Source organism: Pseudomonas sp. BP01 (genome assembly GCF_022760795.1).
In the GTDB taxonomy this organism is placed as follows: domain Bacteria; phylum Pseudomonadota; class Gammaproteobacteria; order Pseudomonadales; family Pseudomonadaceae; genus Aquipseudomonas; species Aquipseudomonas putida_Q.
Window position 1 is genome coordinate 97,008 of record NZ_JAFBKA010000015.1, and the last position, 19,984, is coordinate 116,991.

Genomic DNA, 19,984 nt, shown 5'->3' on the forward strand with positions numbered 1-19,984 from the left:
ACCATGACCCCACACCTGATGAAACTGCTGGGCCTGTCCGCCGCCCTTCTGGCGATCAGCCAAGGCGTGCGCGCCGACGAAGTGAAGGCCCCCACCTTCAGCGCCGAACCTTGCTGCCAGCTGTGCCCCGAAGCGCACGATGCCAGCCGCTACACCACTCGCTACCAGCAGAACTTCACCACGCTGGTCCAGGCCAAGGGCGACTGGCTGTTCCGTACCCGCGAAGACCTGCGCACCGAGTTCAACACCACCCCGGCGGGCTACAAACGCCTGCAGCAAGTGCATGACGCGTTCAAGAAGCGCGGCGTGGAGCTGGTGGTGGTGTACCAGCCGACCCGTGGCCTGGTGAACCGCAACATGCTCAACCCAGCCGAGAAAGCCGCCTTCGACTACCAGAAGGCCCTGGGCAACTACCAGGCCATGCTCAAGCGCTTCGCCAGCATGGGCTACAACGTGCCCGACCTGTCGCCGCTGACCAACGAGCAACTGGCCGCCGCCGACCAGGGCAAGGACTTCTACTTCCGTGGCGACCAGCACTGGACGCCGTATGGCGCCGAGCGCGCTGCCAAAATCGTGGCCGACACCGTGCACAAGATGCCGGCCTTCGAAGGCATCCCGCGCAAGGAATTCGAGACGAAGAAGTCCGGGCGCATGGGCAAGACCGGTACCCTGCACAACGTTGCCGGCCAACTGTGCGGCACCAGCTACGCCGTGCAGTACATGGACCAGTTCGCCACCGAACCGAAAGGCTCGAGCGGCGGCGATGACCTGTTCGGTGACGGCGGCAATGCGCAGATCACCCTGGTCGGCACCAGCCACAGTGGCAAGAACTACAACTTCTCGGGCTTCCTCGAGCAATACATCGGCGCCGACGTGCTCAACGTCGCCTTCCCTGGCGGTGGTCTGGAAGGCTCGATGATCCAGTACCTGGGCAGCGAGGAGTTCCAGAAGAACCCGCCGAAGATCCTGGTCTGGGAATTCTCCCCGCTGTACCGCCTGGACCAGGAAACCATCTGGCGGCAAATCCTTGGCCTGCTCGATGACGGCTGCGACGACCGCCCGGCCCTGATGAGCGCCAGCACCACCCTCAAGCCCGGCAAGAACGAGCTGATGGTCAACGGCAAGGGCGGCGTGATCAAAGACCTGATCAACCGCAACCTGCAGATGGACGTCAAGTTCGAAGACCCGTCGGTGAAGGTGCTGCAGGCCACCCTCTGGTACCTCAACGGCCGCCACGAGGACATCAAGCTGGAGAAACCGGAAACCTCCGACACCGACGGCCGCTTTGTCTTCCAGATGCGCGAAGACGAAGACTGGGCCAGCCAGAGCCTGCTGGCGTTCGAGGTACAGGGGCCGGAAAACGGCACCCAGAAGGTCGAGGCCAAGCTCTGCAAACGCAACAACTTCGCCGTGCCTGCGCAAACCGCGCAGGCCGGCCAGTGAGGCGACCCATGACCATGCTCAAGCGAATCTCAAGCCCCGCCCTGCTCGCCTTGGCCCTGTTCGGCGGTGCCGCGCACGCCGCGCTGGTACCACCCCAGGGTTACTACGAGGGGATCGAAAAACTCAAGACCAGCGATGGCAACTTCCGCTGTGAAGCGGCGCCCAAGCCCTACACCGGCGCACTGCAGTTCCGCAGCAAGTACGAAGGCTCGGACAAGGCACGGGCAACGCTCAACGCTGCCTCGGAAAAGGCCTTCCGCAAGTCGACCGAAGACATCACCACCCTTGAGAAAGGCGTAAGCAAGATGGTGGGCCAGTACATGCGCGACGGTCGCCCGGCGCAGCTGGACTGCACCCTGGCGTGGCTGGGCACCTGGGCGCGGGCCGATGCGCTGTTGTCCACCGACTACAACCACACCGGCAAGTCGATGCGCAAATGGGCGCTGGGCAGCATGAGCGGTTCGTGGCTGCGCCTTAAGTTCTCCAACTCGCAGCCGCTGGCCGCGCACCGCGCCGAGGCCGAGCTGATCGAAAAATGGTTCGCCCGCCTGGCCGAGCAGACCGTGCGCGACTGGAGCGACCTGCCGCTGGAGAAGATCAACAACCACAGCTACTGGGCGGCCTGGTCGGTCATGGCAACCGCCGTGGCCACCGACCGTCGCGACCTGTTCGACTGGGCCGTAAAGGAATACAAGGTGGGCGCCAACCAGATCGATGACCAGGGCTTCCTGCCCAACGAAATCAAGCGCAAGCAGCGGGCGCTGGCCTACCACAACTACGCCCTGCCGCCGCTGGCGATGATTGCCAGCTTCGCCCAGGCCAACAACGTCGACCTGCGCAGCGAGAACAACTTTGCCCTGCAGCGCCTCGGCGAAGGTGTACTGGCCGGTGCACGCGACCCCAGCCACTTCAAGGCGCGCGCGGGTGAGAAACAGGACATGACCGACCTCAAGGTCGACGGCAAGTACGCCTGGCTCGAACCCTGGTGTGCGCTTTATCACTGTGTCGGCGACACGCTTGAGCGCAAGCAGCACATGCAGCCGTTCAACAGCTTCCGGCTGGGCGGGGACCTGACCCGGGTTTATGACCCGAGCGCAGAGAGCAAAAAATGAATTGAGCCCCATTGTGGGGGCGGAACCTGTGGGAGCGGGCATGCCCGCGAAGAAGCCACCGCGGTGCATGGCAAGGGCTTCGCCCGCTCCCACAGGGATCTAAGTTGCCTTCCAGTCTTGCACTGGGGGGTTTGGGGGGCGCTTTGCCCTGGATGCTGTGAACAAATTAGGAGAACCGGGATGGTCTTCTCGTCCAACGTGTTCCTGTTCCTGTTCTTGCCGATCTTCCTCGGCCTGTACTACTTGAGCGGGCAACGCTATCGCAACCTGCTGCTGCTGGTCGCCAGCTACATCTTCTATGCCTGGTGGCGGGTGGACTTCCTGGCCCTGTTCGCCGGGGTCACCCTGTGGAACTACTGGATCGGCCTGAAAGTGGGTGCCGCCGGCGTACGTACCAAGCCGGCCCAGCGCTGGCTGCTGCTCGGCGTGGGCGTCGACCTGGCCATCCTCGGCTACTTCAAGTACGCCAACTTCGGCGTCGACAGCCTGAACGCGATCATGACCTCGTTCGGCCTGGAGCCGTTCATCCTCACCCACGTGCTGCTGCCGATCGGTATCTCGTTCTATATCTTCGAGTCGATCAGCTACATCATCGACGTGTACCGCGGCGACACCCCGGCTACCCGCAACCTGATCGACTTCGCAGCATTCGTGGCGATCTTCCCGCACCTGATCGCCGGCCCCGTATTGCGCTTCAAGGATCTGGTCGACCAGTTCAACAACCGCACCCACACCTTGGACAAGTTCTCCGAAGGCTGCACCCGCTTCATGCAGGGCTTCATCAAGAAAGTGTTCATCGCCGACACCCTGGCCGTGGTCGCGGACCACTGCTTCGCCCTGCAAAACCCGACCACGGGTGACGCCTGGCTGGGCGCGCTGGCCTACACCGCGCAGCTGTACTTCGACTTCAGCGGCTACAGCGACATGGCCATCGGCCTGGGCCTGATGATGGGCTTCCGCTTCATGGAGAACTTCAAGCAGCCGTACATCAGCCAGTCGATCACCGAGTTCTGGCGGCGCTGGCACATCAGCCTGTCGACCTGGCTGCGCGACTACCTGTACATCACCCTGGGCGGTAACCGCAAAGGCACCTTCAACACCTACCGCAATCTGTTCCTGACCATGCTGCTGGGCGGCCTGTGGCACGGCGCAAACTTCACCTACATCATCTGGGGCGCCTGGCACGGCATGTGGCTGGCCATCGAGCGTGCGCTGGGCCTCGACACCAACCCGCAGCGCTTCAACCCGGTCAAATGGGCCTTCACCTTCCTGCTGGTGGTGGTCGGCTGGGTGATCTTCCGCGCCGAAAACCTGCACGTGGCCGGCCGCATGTACGGCGCCATGTTCAGCTTTGGCGACTGGCAGCTGTCGGAACTCAACAGCGCCCAGCTTACCGGCCTGCAAGTGGCCACCCTGATCGTCGCCTACCTCTCCCTGGCGTTCTTCGGCCTGCGTGATTTCTACCGCAATGCCAAGCCAACGCCCCAGGCCACACCGGTGCAGGTCAACAACGACGGTTCGATCGGCCTGGACTGGACCCGGGTGATGACCCGCGCCCTGGTGCTGCTGCTGTTCGTGGCCTCGATCCTCAAGCTTTCGGCGCAGAGCTACTCGCCGTTCCTGTACTTCCAGTTCTGAGGCCGATGACATGAACCGTACATTACGCATCACTTACTCCCTGTCGTTCCTCGGCTTGCTGGTGGGCATGGGCGTGTGGTCCACCGGTGGCCTGCAAAGCTTTCAGCGCACCGAGCAGATGACCCTGCTCAACGGCAAGCTGGCCAAGGCCGCCGAGACCCACTACGACGCCGAATTCCCGATCAAGCGCCTGGGCACCAACCTTTGGGCGGCCATGGACTTCAAGTTGTTCAACGAGGGCCGCCCCGGTGTGGTGCTGGGCCGCGACCAATGGCTGTTCAGCGACGAAGAGTTCAAGCCCACGGCTGGCGCCGAACAACTGATGCAGGAAAACCTGGCGCTGATTCGTGGCGTGCGCGACACCTTGCAGCAGCACGGTAGCCAGCTGGTGCTGGCGATCATCCCGGCCAAGGCGCGCCTCTATTCGGAATACCTGGGCAAGGAGCAGCCGGCCAGCCTGCACGATGACCTGTACAACCAGTTCCATGCCCAGGTGCGCCAGGCCAACGTGTTCGCCCCGGACCTGCAAGCGGCCATGGAACAAGCCAAGGCGCGTAGCCAGGTATTCCTGCGCACCGACACCCACTGGACACCGATGGGCGCCGAAGTTGCAGCCCAGGCCCTGGCCGAGGCTGTAAGCCGGCAGAACCTGCTCAACGGTGACCCGCAAACCTTCGTCACCGAAGCCGGCAGCACCGCGCCCTACAAAGGCGACCTGACCAACTTCCTGCCACTGGACCCGCTGTTCAGCAACCTGCTGCCGCCCCCGGACAACCTGCAACAACGCAGTACCCGCCCGGCGCAAGCCGAGGGTGAAGGCGACGACGCGCTGTTCGCCAACAACGAGATCCCGGTCGCACTGGTGGGCACCAGCTACAGCGCCAACCCGCACTGGAACTTCCTTGGCGCGCTGCAGCAGGCCCTGCGCAGCGACGTCGCCAACTACGCCGAAGACGGCCACGGCCCATTGCTGCCGATGCTCAAGTACCTGCAAAGCGATGCCTTTAAAAACGCCGCACCGCAAGTGGTGGTGTGGGAATTCCCCGAACGTTATCTGCCCATGAAAAACGACCTCAGCAGCTTCGATCCGCAGTGGATCGCCCAGCTGAAAAACACCCGTAAATCCGAAGAAAACCTGGCCTTGTCGTCCACCCGGACGAACCACTGAACGAAAGAGAGGAAATGCACATGACTACCAAGACTTCCATTGCCAAAGCCCTCACCCTCGCGGCCGGCCTTTCCCTTGCTTCGATGCAGGCCTTCGCCGGTGCCGACGCCGCCCTGTACGGCCCTAGCGCACCGAAAGGCTCGACCTTCGTGCGCCTGTACAACGCGGCCAGCGCACCGGCCGCCGCGTCGGTCGGCAACACCCAGATCAAGCAGGTTGGCGCCCAGGCCAGCAGCGACTTCAGCTTCCTGCCAGGCGGTGACTACACCGCCCAGGTCGGCGGCAAGAGCGTGCCGGTGAAGCTGGCCTCGGACAAGTACTACACCCTGGTCAACAGCGGCACCGGCAACCCGCAGCTGATCGAAGAACCACCGTTCAAGAACAAGCAGAAAGCCCTGGTGCGCGTGCAGAACCTGAGCGACCAGCAGCTGACCCTGAAAACCGCCGACGGCAAGACCGAAGTGGTCAAGCCGGTGGCCGCCAACGGCCGTGGCGAACGCGAAATCAACCCGGTCAAGGTCAACCTGGCGCTGTACCAAGGTGACAAGAAAGTGGGCGACGTGAAACCCGTCGCCCTGGAGCGCGGCGAAGCCGCCGTGCTGTACGTAACCGGTTCCGGCAACGCCTTGTCGCCGGTGTGGGTAACTCGCCCCGTGGCTAGCAACTGATCCCCTGCCTTTAACGACTATTGGAGAAACATGATGATCCCGGTAATTCTTTCTGGTGGTAGCGGTTCGCGTCTGTGGCCTCTGTCGCGCAAGCAGTTCCCCAAGCAGTTCCTGGCCCTGACCGGCGAACACACCCTGTTCCAGCAAACCATCGAGCGCCTGGCGTTCGAAGGCATGGACACGCCGATCGTGGTCTGCAACAAGGACCACAAATTCATCGTCCAGGAACAGCTGGCTGCGCTGAAGCTGGAAACCCAAGGCATCCTGATGGAACCGTTCGGCCGTAACACCGCGCCGGCCGTGGCCATGGCCGCCATGAAACTGATCAACGAAGGCCGCGACGAGCTGATGCTGGTGCTGCCTGCCGACCACGTGATCGACGACCAGAAGGCCCTGCAGCGCGCCCTGGCCCTGGCCACCATCGCCGCCGAGCGTGGCGAAATGGTGCTGTTCGGCGTGCCGGCGACCAAGCCGGAAACCGGCTACGGCTACATCCGCTCCAGCCAGGACGCCCTGCTGCCCGAGGGCGTGGCACGCGTGGCGCAGTTTGTTGAAAAACCCGATGAGAAACGTGCCGCCGAGTTTGTCCAGGCCGGTGGCTACTTCTGGAACAGCGGCATGTTCCTGTTCCGCGCCAGCCGCTTCCTCGAGGAGCTGAAAAAGCACGACGGTGATATCTACGACACCTGCGTGCTGGCCCTGGAGCGCAGCGAGGAAGAGGGCGATGTGCTGAGCATCGATGAAGCCACCTTCGCCTGCTGCCCGGACAACTCCATCGATTACGCGGTGATGGAAAAGACCCAGCGCGCCTGCGTGGTGCCGATGTCAGCCGGCTGGAGCGATGTGGGCTGCTGGTCGTCGCTGTGGGATGTGCACGAGAAGGACGACAACGGCAACGTCACCAAGGGCGACGTGGTGGTGCAGGACAGCCGCAACTGCATGATCCACGGCAATGGCAAGCTGGTGTCGGTGATCGGCCTTGAAAACATCGTGGTGGTCGAGACCAAGGACGCCATGATGATTGCCCACAAGGACAAGGTCCAGGGCGTCAAGCAGATGGTCAAGACCCTCGACGAGCAGGGCCGTACTGAAACCCAGAACCACCTGGAAGTGTATCGCCCGTGGGGCTCGTACGACTCGGTGGACATGGGCGGCCGCTTCCAGGTCAAGCACATCACCGTCAAGCCGGGTGCCAGCCTGTCGCTGCAGATGCACCACCACCGTGCCGAGCACTGGATCGTGGTGTCCGGCACTGCCGAGGTCACCTGTGACGAGAACGTGTTCCTGCTGACCGAGAACCAGTCCACCTACATCCCGATCGCTTCGGTGCACCGCCTGCGCAACCCGGGCAAGATCCCGCTGGAGATCATCGAAGTGCAGTCCGGCAGCTACCTGGGCGAGGATGATATCGAGCGCTTCGAAGATGTGTACGGGCGCACTTCCACGCCGGTCGAGCGTGGGGTATCGGTCAAGACCATTGCGCAGTAAGTAGACCCCGGGGCCGCTCCCACAAAGGTCACGCGATCTCTTGTGGGAGCGGCCTTGTGTCGCGAAAGGAGGGCAAAGCCCTCCCGCTTTTGAGCCCTCCCCCATTTCAGGCTACGATGGTCAGACCCCGCGCAACCTAGGTCTGCAAGCCCCATGATCATCGGCGCCTTCCTCATCCTCACCTGGCTGGTGCTGCTGCTGCGCTACCCGGCCAAGGCCCTACCGATCTCCTTGGCCGCCGTATGTGGCCTGGGCCTTGTAGCCCTGTTCGTCGCCTGGCAAGACAACCGCGAAACCTCGCAACTGGCCCGCCTGGACCTGCGCCTTACCTATGCCCCCGAACAATGCCCGGCCGACCGCGCGCTGCAGGTACGCATGAAAAACGGCAATAAGGCCCCGCTGACCGAGCTGCGCTGGCGTGTGGCGGCGTATGCGCCGGGCGACACTGTGAATTTGGCCGAAAGCACCTACAACGCCCCGCGCTACCGGGGGCCGGGTGACTTGCAGCCGGGGGCCGAATGGAAGGATTGCCTGCCGTTGCCACCGCTGCGGTCCGGGTACAGGCCGCAGACTCTGGAATTTCGTGCCGAGCACCTGCAAGGTACATTTGCCAATTGATGTTTTGCCTGTACCGGCCTCTTCGCGGGCATGCCCGCTCCCACAGGTACACCACAGTATTCGATAGCTGTGCAGAATCTGTGGGAGCGGGTTCACCCGCGAAAGGGCCGGCACAGGAAAACCAATCCTCCTCACAACAGGCCCCAACCATGCCCACCGTCCTGATAACCGGTTGTTCCAGCGGCATCGGCCGCGCCCTCGCCGACGCCTTCCGCGATGCCGGCCACCACGTCTGGGCCACTGCTCGCAAGGCAGAGGATGTTGAAGTGCTGAACGCCGCCGGCTACACCGCCCGGCAACTGGATGTGAACGACAGCGAGGCCCTCGCCCGCCTGGCCGAAGAACTCGAAACACTGGATATCCTGATCAACAACGCCGGTTACGGCGCCATGGGGCCGTTGCTGGACGGTGGTGTGGATGCCCTGCGCCAACAGTTTGAAACCAACGTGTTCGCCGTGGTCGGTGTGACCCGCGCGCTGTTCCCGCTGCTGCGCCGCTCACGGGGAACAGTGGTGAACATCGGCAGCGTCTCCGGCGTGCTGGTCACGCCATTCGCCGGCGCCTACTGCGCCTCAAAAGCGGCCGTGCATGCGCTGAGCGATGCCTTGCGTCTGGAACTGGCGCCGTTCGGTGTGCGGGTGATGGAAGTGCAGCCGGGGGCGATTGACACGCAGTTCGCCAATAATGCCCAGCGCCAGGCCGAGCAGGTACTGGCGGCGGACTCGCCATGGTGGCCGTTGCGTGAACATGTCCAGGCGCGGGCGCGGGCTTCGCAGGACAGGCCGACTTCGGCGGCGGTGTTTGCCCAGGGTGTGTTGGCGGCAGTCGGCAAGTCGCCGGTACCGGGGGTGGTGCGGTTGGGGAATGGCAGTACGGCGTTGCCGCTGATGGCGCGTTTGCTGCCACGGCGCTTGCTGGATTGGGCACTGCGCAAGCGCTTTGGCCTGCTGCGCCCGCTCTGAGATATCGGCAACCTGTACCGGCCCTATCGCCGGCACGCCAGCTCCCACAGCTATAGCGCTGTGCCTGAGGTCTGCACTGCACCTGTGGGAGCTGGCTTGCCGGCGATGGGCCGCATAGCGGCCCCTGCCTTTAGGCTTTCTTCGCAGGCTGCTCATCAAACGCCTGCCAGCCGCCCCCCAAGGCTTTGTACAGCCCCACCAACGCCTGCGACACCGCCGCCGAGCTGTCGATCCACTGCTCCTCGCTGGCCAACAATGCACCCTGCACTGTCAGCACATTGAGAAAGTCCACCGCCCCTTCCACATACTGGCGCTGGGCAGTTTCCAGGGCGATGCGGTTCTGTCGCACCGCTTCGGCCAGGTGGTCACGGCGCAATTGGCTGGCGTTGTACAGGCGCAGCACATCGTCAATCTCATGCCAGGCCCCCAGCACCACCTTGCGATAGTTCAGCGCCGCTTCCTGCTGCTGCGCCTCGCGCAACTCCAGGGTGCCCTTGAGCCGGCCGCCCTCGAAGATCGGCAACGACAACTGCGGCCCGAAGGCAAAACGGCGCGAATCCCAGCCACCGAAATCAGACAGCTGCATGGCCTGGAAGCCGACGCTGCCCGACAGCCGGATGCTCGGGTAGAAATCCGCCTTGGCCACGCCAATGCTGGCGGTGGCGGCATGCAGGCGGGCTTCGGCCTGGCGGATGTCAGGGCGGCGCTCGGCCAGCTCGGACGGCAAGCCGATGGCAAACTGCTGCTGCGGCGCAGGCAGCTCGCCGCCCTGCAGCAATTGGGCCTGCAAGCTGCGCGGCGGCTCGGCGGCGAGTAAGCTGAGGGCGTTGATCAGGTCGTCGCGCCGGGCTTCCAGGCTTGGCAAGCGGGCCTCGATCGACGCGACCTGGGCGCTGGCCTGGGCCACGTCCAGGCGTGTGGCGACGCCTTCGGCCTGGCGATTTTCAGACAGCTTCAGGCTGTGCCGGGCGACCTTCAGGTTGTCCTGCGTCACATCAATCGTGTGCTGCACCGCGCGCAGCTGGATGTAATTGCCGGCGGTTTCCGACAGCAAGGCCAGCAGCACCCCCCGGCGGTCGTTCTCCGCCACTTCGACGGTGGCATCGGCAGCCTCGACCTGGCGCCGCACGCGGCCCCACAGGTCCAGTTCCCAACCGGCCACCAGGTCGCCTTGCCAAAGGTTGTACGCCTCTTTGCCCGCCTTGCCAGACGGATCGCTCAGGCCTTCGGCGCTGTTGCGGGCGCGGTTGTAGCCGGCGTTTGCATCCACCGACGGCACTTCATCGGCGGCCACGGTACCGCGCAAGGCGCGGCTTTGCAGCAAGCGGGCGCTGGCCATCTGCAGATCAAGGTTGCGTTCGGCAACGCGCTGGATCAAGGCACTGAGCTGTGCGTCATGGAAGGTTTCCCACCAGCGCAGTTCCAGCGGTTCGGCCTGCGGCTGGCTGGCCGCCGCCTCGCCTTGCAGCGGCGCCCACTGCTGCGGTGCCTGGCTGTCGGGGCGCAAGAAGTCCGGGCCCATGGTGCAGCCGGCCAGCAACACGGCCAGCAGCAACGGGCTCAAGCGTAATGCCGGTTTCATCGTGCGCTTACCTCTTTGCCGTCCAGCTTGTCGCCACGGGTATCGATGGTCGCTTCTACCGACATGCCCACCCGCAGGCGGGTGAGCAGCGGCTGGCCGTCATCGAAGACAATCTTCACCGGAATGCGCTGCACCACCTTGGTGAAGTTGCCGGTGGCGTTGTCCGGTTTGACGGCGGCAAACGTCACGCCGGTGGCCGGGGCGATGCTTTCCACATGCCCTTGCAGCTTTTCGCCAGAGAAGGTGTCGACGCTGATGCTCACCGGTTGGCCAGGCTGCACGTGAGTCAGCTGGGTTTCCTGAAAGTTGCCCACTACATAGGCCTGCTGCAACGGCACCACCGACAGCAGCCGGGCACCCGGGTTGACGTAGGCACCTATGCGCAGTGCGCGCTCGCCGACCATGCCGTCCACCGGCGCAGTAATGCGTGTGTAGGACAGGTCGAGCTGGGCCTTTTCCACGCCCGCTTCGGCCCGTTTCAGCTGGCCATCGGCACTGGCCACCTGGGCCGTGAGAATGTCCACCTGCTTGCGCGCCGCCACTAACGCTGCCTGGGCATTCGCCAGGCGTGCGCGTGCCTGGTCTACACCGCTGCGCGCCTGCTGGGCGTTCTGCACGGTACCGGCGCCCTGCTCGGCCAGGCGGCTGTAGCGGTTGACCTCGTGGTCGGCGAACGCCGCTTCGGCCTGGGCGGCTTTGACAGCAGCCTCGGCCTGGGCAATCAACGATGCCTGGCGCTCAAGGGTGGCGCGGGCATCGGCGCTTTGCGCCTGAGCCACCAGCAACTGCGCCTGTGCGGCGTCCAGGGCGGCCTGGTAATCGCGGGGGTCGATGGTCGCCAGCAACTGGCCGGCCGTAACCTGCTGGTTGTCCTCCACCAGCACTTCCTTGATAAAGCCAGCCACCTTGGGCGCGACCACGGTGTAGTCGGCGATCACATAGGCGTCGTTGGTGCTCTGGCGATGGTCGCTGCCAAACATCCAGGGGCCGACGATGCCAGCCAGCACGGCCACGGCCAGCACCGAGCCAATGAACAGGGTTTTGCGGTTGTTGGTCATTTCAGGTGTTCTCGAATTCATCCAGGGTTCAGGCCACCGCACGCGGCGGATAGACCCGGGTAGGCACGAAAGGAATCAGGCAGATCAGGGCCACGGCGATGCAGGCCATGACCAGGTAGAGGTCGGCCGAGGTCAGTACCAGCGCCTGGTCGTGGATGCGCTTGGCCAGGCCCGCAGCGCTGTCGTCGACCAGCGGGGCGTTGCCCAGGCTGTCCACCAGGTGGTTGGAATGGAAGTGCCGGCGCAGGGTGCCAAGGGCGTCCAGCAGGCCACCGGCGATCACTGCAGCCAGGCCTTTCACGGTGTTGAACCAGCTGGAGGCGAACGGGCCTTCCTGCGGGGTCATGCCGTTGGTGGACAGCATCAGCAACGGCAGCACCGCCATCGGCTGGCCGAACACCTGCAGCAGGTAGAACGGGTAGAAGTCGCCACGGATCCACTCGCTGGTCAGCAGGCTGCTGCCGACACAGGACATCGCCAGCATCGCCAGGCCGATGCCCAGCACCCAGCGGCAGTCCACCGCACGGATGTTGCACAGCGCCGCGGTCAGCGGCAGGGCGATCAGCTGCGGCATGGCCACCAGCATCATCAGCGGGCTGGTCTGCGCCGGGCGGTAACCCTGGATCTGTGCCAGGTAGGCCGACGGGATGCTGCCCACGCCCGACAGCACGACCAGCACACCGGCCAGGGTCACCAGGGCAAAACTCAGGTTGCGCCGCTGCAGCATGCGCAACTGGAAGAACGGCAGCGGCTCGGACCACTCGTTGTACATGAACAGCACCAGCAAGAGCAGGCCACCGCCCAGCAACCAGCAGATCAGCGGCGAGTCGAACCAGCCCCAGCGGTCGCCCAGCGACAGGCCCAGCACAATGCAGCTGATGGCCGGCAGGCCAAGCAGCACGCCACGCCAGTCGAACTGTTTGAAGCGCTCCAGGCGCAGCGGGTCCTGCGGCAGGCCCCAACCGACGCAGAGCATGGCCAGCGCCGAAGGCAGGACGATCTGCCAGAACGCCCATTGCCAGCCGACGTATTCGGTCCACAGCCCCGCCAGTGGCGTGCCGAGGTTGGGGCCGAAGGTGGCAGTCAGGGCGTAGCAGGCCAGACCATAGACCTTGATACCGGGCGGCAAAAAGCGCAGGGCCACGCTCATCAGCATCGGCGGCAAGGCACCCGAGGCAAAGCCTTGCAGCACACGCAGCAACATCAGGCTGTGCAGGTTGGGGGCGAACGGTTGCAGCAGGCCGAGCACGGCGAACAGGGCGATGGCGCTCATGGTGAAGCGCCGCAGCGAGAAGGTGGTGGCCAGCCACGGCGCAAAGGCCATGGCCGAGACCGACGCGGCGCTGTACACGGCCAGCAGCCAGGCACCCTCGTCGGCACCGATGCCCATGGCACCGCGGATATCGGCAAGGGAAATCTTGGTGACCGACTCGTTGAGGCCTGCACACAGCACGGCCAGCAACACACCGAACAGCCCGACCACCACCTGCAGGCCAAACGCCGTCTGCGCAGGTGCGGCCGGCGCGGGGGCGGCGGCCAGCGCCGCAGAGGGCGCGGTCAGGGAACTCATGGGAATACATCTCCAGCAACAATTTCAGGGCTGGGGCAAGTTTAAGAAGGTCGAATGCTGACGAAAACTGACTTGTCGGTAGTTTTATATTGCGTCAGACGCAATCCATGCCTGAATCACGGATCTATGCGGCCACACGCTTTCAACGTCTGGCGCAACCAACGGTGCGCGGGGTCGTTGTCGAAGCGCGGGTGCCACGCCTGCATCACATTGACCTTCTCCAACGGCACCGGGATCTCGAACGAGCGCAATGGCAACTTCAACCGCTGCACACTGTTGAGGATATTGGCGGGTATCGGCAGGATCAGGTCCGAATCCGGCAGCGAGAACATCGCCGAGTGGAAGCTGGTGGTGATCAGGGCCACGCGCCGCTCCACCTTGTGGTTGGCCAACGCCACATCGATCGGCCCGTTGGCACGGCCGCGCCGCGATACGCTGATCTGCGGGTAGGCGGCAAAACGCTCAGGGGTGATAGGGGCGTCGAAGATCGGGTGCCCAACACGCGCCAGGCCCACGAAGTAGGTGTTGAACAGGCTCTGCACCTTGATTTCCGGGCCCAGCTCAATGGCCGAGCTGATGATCAGGTCGATATGCCCGTTGCGCAGCACTGCATCATCGTCACCACTGCCCTCCGGGACAAACCGCAACACCGTACGCGGCGCCTGGGCCAGCATCATGCGCAACAGCTGGGCGCCGTAGAGGGCAATGAACAAATCATTGGTGCGGATATTGAAGGCACGGTCCAGGTTGACCAGGTCGACATCGTCACGGCTGCGAAACACCTGCCCGGCCTGCTCTACCAGGCCATGCACCTGCTCGCGCAGGGCCAACGCGCGCGGCGTCGGCACCAGGCCACGGCCGGCGCGCACCAGGATCGGGTCGCCCAAAGCATCGCGGATACGCCCCAAGGTCCGGCTCATGGCCGCCGGGCTCAGGTTCATGCGCTGCGCCGCGCCCACCACGCTGCCCTCGTCGAGCAGGGCATCGAGGGCGACGAGCAGGTTCATGTCCGGGAGTTGCATGGCCGTTTTCCGTTACAGCTGTTGGAAACGCGATGGTAGCAGGTTGGTGGATTGCATCAGACGCAATGCGCTCTTGCGTGGTGGGGCATTTATTCACTGAGTGGACTGAGCCAAGAATGTGGCATGGCAGGTTCGCCCTCTTCGCGGGTAAACCCGCTCCCACAGGGACTGCGCAGGTTTGAAATACTGTGGAGTACCTGTGGGAGCGGGTTTACCCGCGAAGAGGCTAGAACAGGCACCCATTCAGCCAGCCTTGTACAAGGATCTTCAATGCCCAGCCCCATCCTGATCGCCATCGACGCCTCCCCCGCTTCCAGCGCCCTGCTCACCCTCGCCCGCCGCTACTGCCGCCCCGGCGAACACGAACTGCACGTGCTGCTGGCCATCGATTCCACCTTCGCCGTGCATGAGCAACCTGCGCCCTACACCGCAGAGGAACTGGAAGAATACCCCGCCGCCTGCGAGGAACAACAGCATGCCGACCACGCCGTAGCCGAGGCCGTGCGCGGGCTGCAGCAAGCCGGCTTCACCAGCCAAGGCTGCATGGTGGCAGGCCAGCCGGTTGAAGCGATTGTGGCCAAGGCGCAGGAATTGAACTGCGAACTGATCATCATGGGCCACCGCCACCTGTCGCGGTTGGGGCGGTTGCTGGACCCGTCGATCAGCGCGAAGGTGATTGATCGGGTGCAGGTGCCGGTGTTGGTGGGGGTAGCTTAGGGGGCTTTTGAACGGGTTGGGGTTGGTAGGTGCATGTCTCGAGGGGGGTGGCGCGGTTAAGATCGAGCGCCGCGCGGGCGGCGCTCGATCTCAAGGGCGCCACAACCCTCGAGACATGCACTTACCAGCCCCAACGCCACCCCAACTCACCCCTCGCCAGGCGTCACCACCACCGTACACGTCGTCCCCGCCGCCAGCAAAAACCCTTCCGGCACTTCATCAATGTGGATCCGCACCGGCACCCGCTGCGCCAACCGCACCCAGTTGAACGTCGGGTTCACGTCGGCGATCAGCTCGCGGCTTTGTGGGTTGTCGCGGTCGTAGATACCGCGGGCGATGCTCTCCACATGCCCTTTGATGCGCTCGCCGCTCATCATCTGCAACTCGGCCTGGTCACCCACCTTCACGTGGGGCAGCTTGGTTTCTTCGAAGAACCCGTAGACCCAGAACGAATTTTCGTCGACCACCGCCATCACCGCCTCACCCGTGCGCGCATAGTCGCCCTTGTGGATATTCAGGTTGGTCACGTAGCCATCCACCGTGGCGACGATATGGGTGCGCTTGAGGTTCAGCTCTGCTGCAGCCAGTTCGGCAAGGGCTTGCTGGTAATCGGCCTGGGCGGAGTTGGCGATGTTGCTGGCGTCGTCGCGGTTTTCCTTGGAGATCACCAGGTTGTCCATGTCGGCACGGCGCTTGGCGTTGACCTTGCGCATTTCCCAGGTGGCCTTGCGCGAGGCGACCATGGCCTTGGCCTGGTCGACCGCCAACTGGTAGTGCTCGGGGTCGATCTGGATCAGCAGGTCGCCCTTCTTCACCCGCTGGTTGTCCTTGACCGGTACGTCCACCACGTAGCCCGGCACGTCGGCGGCGACGTTGATGATGTCGGCGCGCACGCGGCCGTCGCGGGTCCATGGCGTGGTCATGTAGTGCAGCCACAGCTGGCGACCGATGGCCACGGCAGCGACCAGCACCAGCAGGGTGGCGATCAGGCTGAAGAACTTTTTCATCGAAGGATTCTCACCAGTAGACAGTCAGCGCCATGGCGCCGAACAGGCAGACGAACAGGCTCAGGCGCAACAGCGCCGGGTGCCAGAAGAAGCGGTAGCCATCATGGCTGGCAATGAACCGGTCCAGGCCCCAGGCCAGGCCCAGGGCGAACAGGAACATCAAGGTCATGGTGGGCATGTACACGCCATGGAAGGCGATCTCACGGGGCATGGTTCAATCCTTTCGCCGGTGCCAGTGGCGACTGTGGGTCGAGCAAGGAGGAACGGATGAAGTGCAGGTAGCTTTGCGCGCGGCGCAGTACCGAGGTGTCGAAGTGCCGGGCGAACGGTTCGTCGGTGGCCTGCACGCGGGCAATGGCATGGTCCACGGCGACCAGGGCGCGTTCGTGGTTGCTGGCACTGGGCTGCAAGAACAACCGCGTCAGGGCACGGCCCATGACGCGGATGGCCTGGCGCCACGGCTGTGACTCGGCGTAGGCCGGGTGCACCGGTGCGCGGGCTTGTTCCTTGCGCAGCTCGATCACGGCGTGGCCGATTTCCAGCACGGTGAACATCCAGCCCATCAGCTGGCTCTGCACCTGCGGCTTGCCGGCCGCCAAACCATAGGCCTGATGCAGCAGGTCGCGGGTGCGGCTTTCGAACGCCGTGCCGATGCCGCGCAGGCGTCCGCTGATGGCAAACAGCACCTGCTCGCGCAGCTCTTGCTCCAGGCGGCTCCACAACCAGCGGCTGTTGGGCGGCAGGATGATCGCCCCGGCGGCGGCGCAGACAAACATGCCGATGACCATGCCGATGTAGTCATTGATGAAGGTGTACGGGTCATACACCGTCAGGTTGTTGGGCACCGAGCCAATCGCAAAAAACACCAGCAGGCCGATGCCGTAACCGGCGTAGGCCGGGCGTGACGAGAGAAACGCGCCCAGCACGAACACCGGCGCCAGCACCATGCACAGGAGCGGGAAGCCGTCGATCCAAGGGAACACGAAGAAGGTTTCGAAAAAGCCGATGAAAGCACCGATGGCGGTGCCGCAGGCCATCTGGAACGACATGCGCTTGGGGTTCGGCGAGGCCGCCGAGAGGCCCACGGTGACGGTGGCGATCAGGGTCATCATGGCGCCACTGGGCCAGTCACTGAGCAGCCAGTAGCTGCCCAGCAGCAACAGCACCGCCGAGGCGCGCACACCAGCGGCCAGCGACACCAGCCAGCTGGTCTGCGCCACGTAGGGCTCGTCCCACTGCTCGCGCTCGTGCTTGTGCGCAGCCAGCGAGGCGTGGGTTTCGGCGTAGCTGTACATCTCGTCGACGAAGCGGTACAGCAGCTCGAACGCGGTGTGGAAGTCGAGCAGGTCTGATTCGCTGGGGTCGGTTGCCAGGTACTCGGCGCGCAGGCCGCGCACCTGGGCTTGCAGGCCTTCCTTGTAGGCCGCCAGCTCCAGGGTCAGGCGCAGTGCATCGGCGTCGGTCAACGCCCGGCCCACGTAAGGCTGCAGCAGCTCCACCAGGGTGTTCAGGCCCGGTTCGATGGCACTGACAATCTGCAGCGGGCCACGGGCACGCAGGCGCTCCAGCAAACGGTGCAGGGCGTTGAAGCGCGTGGTAATGGCCATGAACTCGCTGTTCATCCGTACCAGCCGGCCACTGCGGCGGCGCATGTGCGGATCCTCGAAAGCAGTGACGTTGCGCAGGCTCTCAAGGCCCACGGCCTCGGCCACGAAGCGCACGTTGCTGCTCTCGAAACGGTCCTTCTGGCTATCACCACGCAGGGCCTCGACCACTACCCCGGCAAACACGCCAAAGCGCTGGTACAGCGCGTTGCGCATGGCGGCACTGGCCGACTGCGGCAGGATTGCGGCACTGACGAAGGTCGACACCAGAATCCCCAGGGCAATCTCCAGCACCCGCCATACCGCCGCCATGAATGCTTGGTCGGGGTGCTGCAGCACCGGCAAGCCGATCATCGCGGCCGTATAACCGGCCAGCACGAAGCCATAGGCGCGGAAGGTGCGATAGCGCATGGCACCAGCCGAGCACAGGCCCACCCACAAGGCCAGGCTGGGTAGGAACAGTTCGGTGTTCTGCGGGAAGATGGCAATCAGCGCCACCATCATCGCCGAACCGGCGAGAGTGCCGAGCACCCGGTAGAAGCTCTTGGCGAACACATGCCCGCTTTGCGGCTGCATGACGATAAACACGGTGATCATCGCCGTGCGCGGTTGCGGCAGCTCCAAACGCATGGCCAGCCACAGCGTGATGAACGCGGCGGCCAGCACCTTGAAAATGTACACCCAGGTCACGCCGTCGGTGCGCGCCCAGGCAAAAAAGCCCCGGCGCCATTCCAGGCTTTGCAGCCAGCGCACGGGCAAACTGGAAGTGCTCATTCGGCGTTATCCGGCTTCTTGTCGAAAATGGCCAGGGTGGCCGGGGTTTTCGGCGCGGCCTGGCGTTCCTCTTTCGGCGCATCCTGACCGGCCTGCAGGCCACCACCCAGGGCGGTGACCAACTCAGCATGGGCGATCAGGCGGGCGGCCTGCACCTGCTGCTGCACCTGTTGCTGGCGGAACAGCAAGGTCTGCGCGTTGAGCACGTTCAGGTAGTCGGTGAGGCCGCGCTGAAAGGCGACCATGGCGATGTCGTACGTTTTCTGCGCGGCAGCAACCGACTCGGCAGCGAAGTGCGACTGCTCTTTCATCGACTCGCGGCGTATCAACTGGTCGGAGATGTTCTTCAGTGCCCCCACCACGGTCTGGTTGTAACGGGCCACAGCCACGTCATACCCCGCCGAGGCCACGCCCAGTTCTGAGCGCAGGCGACCACCGTCAAAGATCGGCAAGCTGATGGCCGGGCCGACGTTGTAGTTGAATTTGCGCCCGGTCAGGAATTCCAGCGGGCCACCGCCGGTGGCCATGAAGCCCAGGCTGCCGACCAGGTCGACGTTGGGGAAGAAGCCGGCATGGGCGACGTCGATGCCACGCGCCTGGGCAGCCACCTGCCAGCGGCTGGCGACCACATCGGGGCGCTGGCCAACCAGTTCGGCAGGCAGGTTCGATGGCAGCTTCAGCGGCGCGGCCAAGGCCAGGGCCGGGCGCTGCAACTGCGCACCTTCCCCCGGGCCCTTGCCGGCCAGTGCGGCCAGCTGGTTGCGGGTCAGGGCAATTTCTTCGTTCAGGCTGTCGAGCTGGCGGTGGGTTTCCGGCAGCGGCGCTTCGGCCTGGCTGACTTCGAAATGGGTGCCGATGCCGGCATCCAGGCGGCGCTTGGCCAAGGCCAGGATCTGTTCCTGCTGTTGCAGTTCGGCCTCGACGATATCGCGTTGGGCAAAATGCAGGCTCAGCTGTATATAGGCACGCACCACGTTGTTCTGCAGCTCCAGCTGCGCCTGGCGGGCTTCGGCCACGCTCATGTGCGCCTGGTCCACAGCCTGCTCGCTGGCATTGCGCTCGCGCCCCCACAGGTCGAGGGCGTAGCTGAAGCCGATGGCGGCGTTGTTGTCCCAGGTGTTGGCGCCCGACAGCGCGCCCGGGCCGTAGAACTGGTCTTCAGGCCAGTTGTGGCGCTTGAGCGTGGCCTGGCCATTGCCCTGGAGCTTTTCCGCCGACTCGACCACGCCAGCCATGGCCTTGGCCTCACGTACCCGCGCTGCGGCCATGGCCAGGCTCGGGCTGCCGGCTACGGCCAGGGTAATCCAGCGATCCAGCTGCGGGTCGCCATAGGCGTGCCACCACTGCTGGTCGGGCCAATGGGCGTCGGTCGCGGCTTCGCGTATGGCCGCGTCGGTGGTCAAGGTATTGGCTTGCAGCGTCTTGCTTTGCGGGGCGATGCCCCAGGTTCCGATACAGCCACTCAAGGTGAGGGCAAGGGCACAGGCACTGAACGCATTGAGCGTTCTGATGATGCGACGCGGCACAGCTGCGATTTCCCGAGGAAGAGGTGA

At 64.3% G+C, this 19,984-nt stretch carries 17 protein-coding genes; 9 read left to right on the plus strand and 8 right to left on the minus strand.

Annotated elements, in window-relative coordinates:
• The first annotated feature begins 3 nt into the window (after positions 1–3).
• The 8 genes from JOY50_RS15380 to JOY50_RS15415 all read left to right on the plus strand — a co-directional run bounded on the left by JOY50_RS15380 (position 4) and on the right by JOY50_RS15415 (position 9,097).
• Positions 4–1,443: an alginate O-acetyltransferase gene (locus JOY50_RS15380; RefSeq protein WP_132842465.1), complete on the plus strand. Its 1,440-nt coding sequence runs from the start codon at positions 4–6 to the stop codon at positions 1,441–1,443.
• 8 nt (positions 1,444–1,451) lie between these two features.
• Positions 1,452–2,555 carry a mannuronate-specific alginate lyase gene (locus JOY50_RS15385; RefSeq protein ID WP_138737342.1) on the plus strand — a complete coding sequence of 368 codons (1,104 nt, stop codon included), beginning with the start codon at positions 1,452–1,454 and terminating at the stop codon, positions 2,553–2,555.
• Between the two features lie 180 nt (positions 2,556–2,735).
• A complete protein-coding gene (locus tag JOY50_RS15390) occupies positions 2,736–4,193 on the plus strand; it encodes an MBOAT family protein (protein WP_019470593.1) in 1,458 nt (485 codons plus the stop codon).
• Positions 4,194–4,203: 10 nt separating this feature from the next.
• Complete coding sequence (locus tag JOY50_RS15395) at positions 4,204–5,361, plus strand: alginate O-acetyltransferase (RefSeq protein ID WP_243055470.1); 1,158 nt, start codon at positions 4,204–4,206, stop codon at positions 5,359–5,361.
• A gap of 20 nt (positions 5,362–5,381) precedes the next feature.
• Complete coding sequence (locus JOY50_RS15400) at positions 5,382–6,029, plus strand: alginate O-acetyltransferase AlgF (protein WP_016489019.1); 648 nt, start codon at positions 5,382–5,384, stop codon at positions 6,027–6,029.
• Positions 6,030–6,062: 33 nt separating this feature from the next.
• Positions 6,063–7,517 carry a mannose-1-phosphate guanylyltransferase/mannose-6-phosphate isomerase gene (locus JOY50_RS15405; RefSeq protein WP_016497999.1) on the plus strand — a complete coding sequence of 485 codons (1,455 nt, stop codon included), beginning with the start codon at positions 6,063–6,065 and terminating at the stop codon, positions 7,515–7,517.
• Between the two features lie 153 nt (positions 7,518–7,670).
• Positions 7,671–8,135, plus strand: coding sequence for a multidrug transporter (locus JOY50_RS15410; RefSeq protein WP_132842476.1), 465 nt, complete (start codon positions 7,671–7,673; stop codon positions 8,133–8,135).
• A 149-nt stretch (positions 8,136–8,284) separates the two neighbouring features.
• Complete coding sequence (locus JOY50_RS15415; RefSeq protein ID WP_019470589.1) at positions 8,285–9,097, plus strand: SDR family oxidoreductase; 813 nt, start codon at positions 8,285–8,287, stop codon at positions 9,095–9,097.
• Between the two features lie 130 nt (positions 9,098–9,227).
• Here JOY50_RS15415 and JOY50_RS15420 read toward each other — a convergent pair whose 3' ends face one another.
• The 4 genes from JOY50_RS15420 to JOY50_RS15435 form a co-directional block, all read right to left on the minus strand.
• A complete protein-coding gene (locus JOY50_RS15420) occupies positions 9,228–10,679 on the minus strand; it encodes an efflux transporter outer membrane subunit (protein WP_243055471.1) in 1,452 nt (483 codons plus the stop codon).
• Positions 10,676–11,737, minus strand: a complete 1,062-nt coding sequence (locus tag JOY50_RS15425) for an HlyD family secretion protein (RefSeq protein ID WP_049274667.1) — start codon at positions 11,735–11,737, stop codon at positions 10,676–10,678. Before JOY50_RS15425 ends, JOY50_RS15420 begins: the two co-directional genes overlap by 4 nt.
• 28 nt (positions 11,738–11,765) lie before the next feature.
• Positions 11,766–13,307 (minus strand): MFS transporter, encoded by a 1,542-nt coding sequence (locus JOY50_RS15430; RefSeq protein WP_243055472.1) that lies wholly within the window; start codon positions 13,305–13,307, stop codon positions 11,766–11,768.
• 116 nt (positions 13,308–13,423) lie between these two features.
• A complete protein-coding gene (locus JOY50_RS15435) occupies positions 13,424–14,329 on the minus strand; it encodes a LysR family transcriptional regulator (RefSeq protein ID WP_016497993.1) in 906 nt (301 codons plus the stop codon).
• 270 nt (positions 14,330–14,599) lie between these two features.
• On the opposite strand from JOY50_RS15435, the gene JOY50_RS15440 reads away from it, so the two are divergent.
• A complete protein-coding gene (locus JOY50_RS15440; protein WP_132842484.1) occupies positions 14,600–15,046 on the plus strand; it encodes a universal stress protein in 447 nt (148 codons plus the stop codon).
• A gap of 146 nt (positions 15,047–15,192) precedes the next feature.
• On the opposite strand, the gene JOY50_RS15445 is transcribed toward JOY50_RS15440, so the two are convergent.
• Genes JOY50_RS15445 through JOY50_RS15460 form a run of 4 tightly spaced genes read right to left on the minus strand, consistent with a single transcriptional unit; the run spans position 15,193 to position 19,957 of the window.
• On the minus strand, positions 15,193–16,053 hold the full coding sequence (locus JOY50_RS15445; RefSeq protein WP_132842486.1) for an HlyD family secretion protein: 861 nt from the start codon (positions 16,051–16,053) through the stop codon (positions 15,193–15,195).
• 10 nt (positions 16,054–16,063) lie between these two features.
• Positions 16,064–16,264: a DUF1656 domain-containing protein gene (locus tag JOY50_RS15450; protein ID WP_009685040.1), complete on the minus strand. Its 201-nt coding sequence runs from the start codon at positions 16,262–16,264 to the stop codon at positions 16,064–16,066.
• The gene (locus JOY50_RS15455) at positions 16,254–18,431 is read right to left on the minus strand and encodes an FUSC family protein (RefSeq protein ID WP_243055473.1); all 2,178 of its coding nucleotides are present in this window, start codon (positions 18,429–18,431) and stop codon (positions 16,254–16,256) included. The genes JOY50_RS15450 and JOY50_RS15455 overlap by 11 nt, the downstream gene beginning before the upstream one ends.
• A complete protein-coding gene (locus JOY50_RS15460) occupies positions 18,428–19,957 on the minus strand; it encodes an efflux transporter outer membrane subunit (RefSeq protein WP_132842491.1) in 1,530 nt (509 codons plus the stop codon). Before JOY50_RS15460 ends, JOY50_RS15455 begins: the two co-directional genes overlap by 4 nt.
• Between the last annotated feature and the right edge of the window lie 27 nt (positions 19,958–19,984).

Coding starts and splice junctions, on each gene's coding strand:
- JOY50_RS15445 (WP_132842486.1), bottom strand. CDS start 16,053: ATGAAAAAGTTCTTCAGCCTGATCGCCACCCTGCTGGTGCTGGTCGCT.
- JOY50_RS15405 (WP_016497999.1), top strand. CDS start 6,063: ATGATCCCGGTAATTCTTTCTGGTGGTAGCGGTTCGCGTCTGTGGCCT.
- JOY50_RS15385 (WP_138737342.1), top strand. CDS start 1,452: ATGACCATGCTCAAGCGAATCTCAAGCCCCGCCCTGCTCGCCTTGGCC.
- JOY50_RS15380 (WP_132842465.1), top strand. CDS start 4: ATGACCCCACACCTGATGAAACTGCTGGGCCTGTCCGCCGCCCTTCTG.
- JOY50_RS15450 (WP_009685040.1), bottom strand. CDS start 16,264: ATGCCCCGTGAGATCGCCTTCCATGGCGTGTACATGCCCACCATGACC.
- JOY50_RS15400 (WP_016489019.1), top strand. CDS start 5,382: ATGACTACCAAGACTTCCATTGCCAAAGCCCTCACCCTCGCGGCCGGC.
- JOY50_RS15455 (WP_243055473.1), bottom strand. CDS start 18,431: ATGAGCACTTCCAGTTTGCCCGTGCGCTGGCTGCAAAGCCTGGAATGG.
- JOY50_RS15420 (WP_243055471.1), bottom strand. CDS start 10,679: ATGAAACCGGCATTACGCTTGAGCCCGTTGCTGCTGGCCGTGTTGCTG.
- JOY50_RS15425 (WP_049274667.1), bottom strand. CDS start 11,737: ATGACCAACAACCGCAAAACCCTGTTCATTGGCTCGGTGCTGGCCGTG.
- JOY50_RS15415 (WP_019470589.1), top strand. CDS start 8,285: ATGCCCACCGTCCTGATAACCGGTTGTTCCAGCGGCATCGGCCGCGCC.
- JOY50_RS15390 (WP_019470593.1), top strand. CDS start 2,736: ATGGTCTTCTCGTCCAACGTGTTCCTGTTCCTGTTCTTGCCGATCTTC.
- JOY50_RS15410 (WP_132842476.1), top strand. CDS start 7,671: ATGATCATCGGCGCCTTCCTCATCCTCACCTGGCTGGTGCTGCTGCTG.
- JOY50_RS15435 (WP_016497993.1), bottom strand. CDS start 14,329: ATGCAACTCCCGGACATGAACCTGCTCGTCGCCCTCGATGCCCTGCTC.
- JOY50_RS15440 (WP_132842484.1), top strand. CDS start 14,600: ATGCCCAGCCCCATCCTGATCGCCATCGACGCCTCCCCCGCTTCCAGC.
- JOY50_RS15395 (WP_243055470.1), top strand. CDS start 4,204: ATGAACCGTACATTACGCATCACTTACTCCCTGTCGTTCCTCGGCTTG.
- JOY50_RS15430 (WP_243055472.1), bottom strand. CDS start 13,307: ATGAGTTCCCTGACCGCGCCCTCTGCGGCGCTGGCCGCCGCCCCCGCG.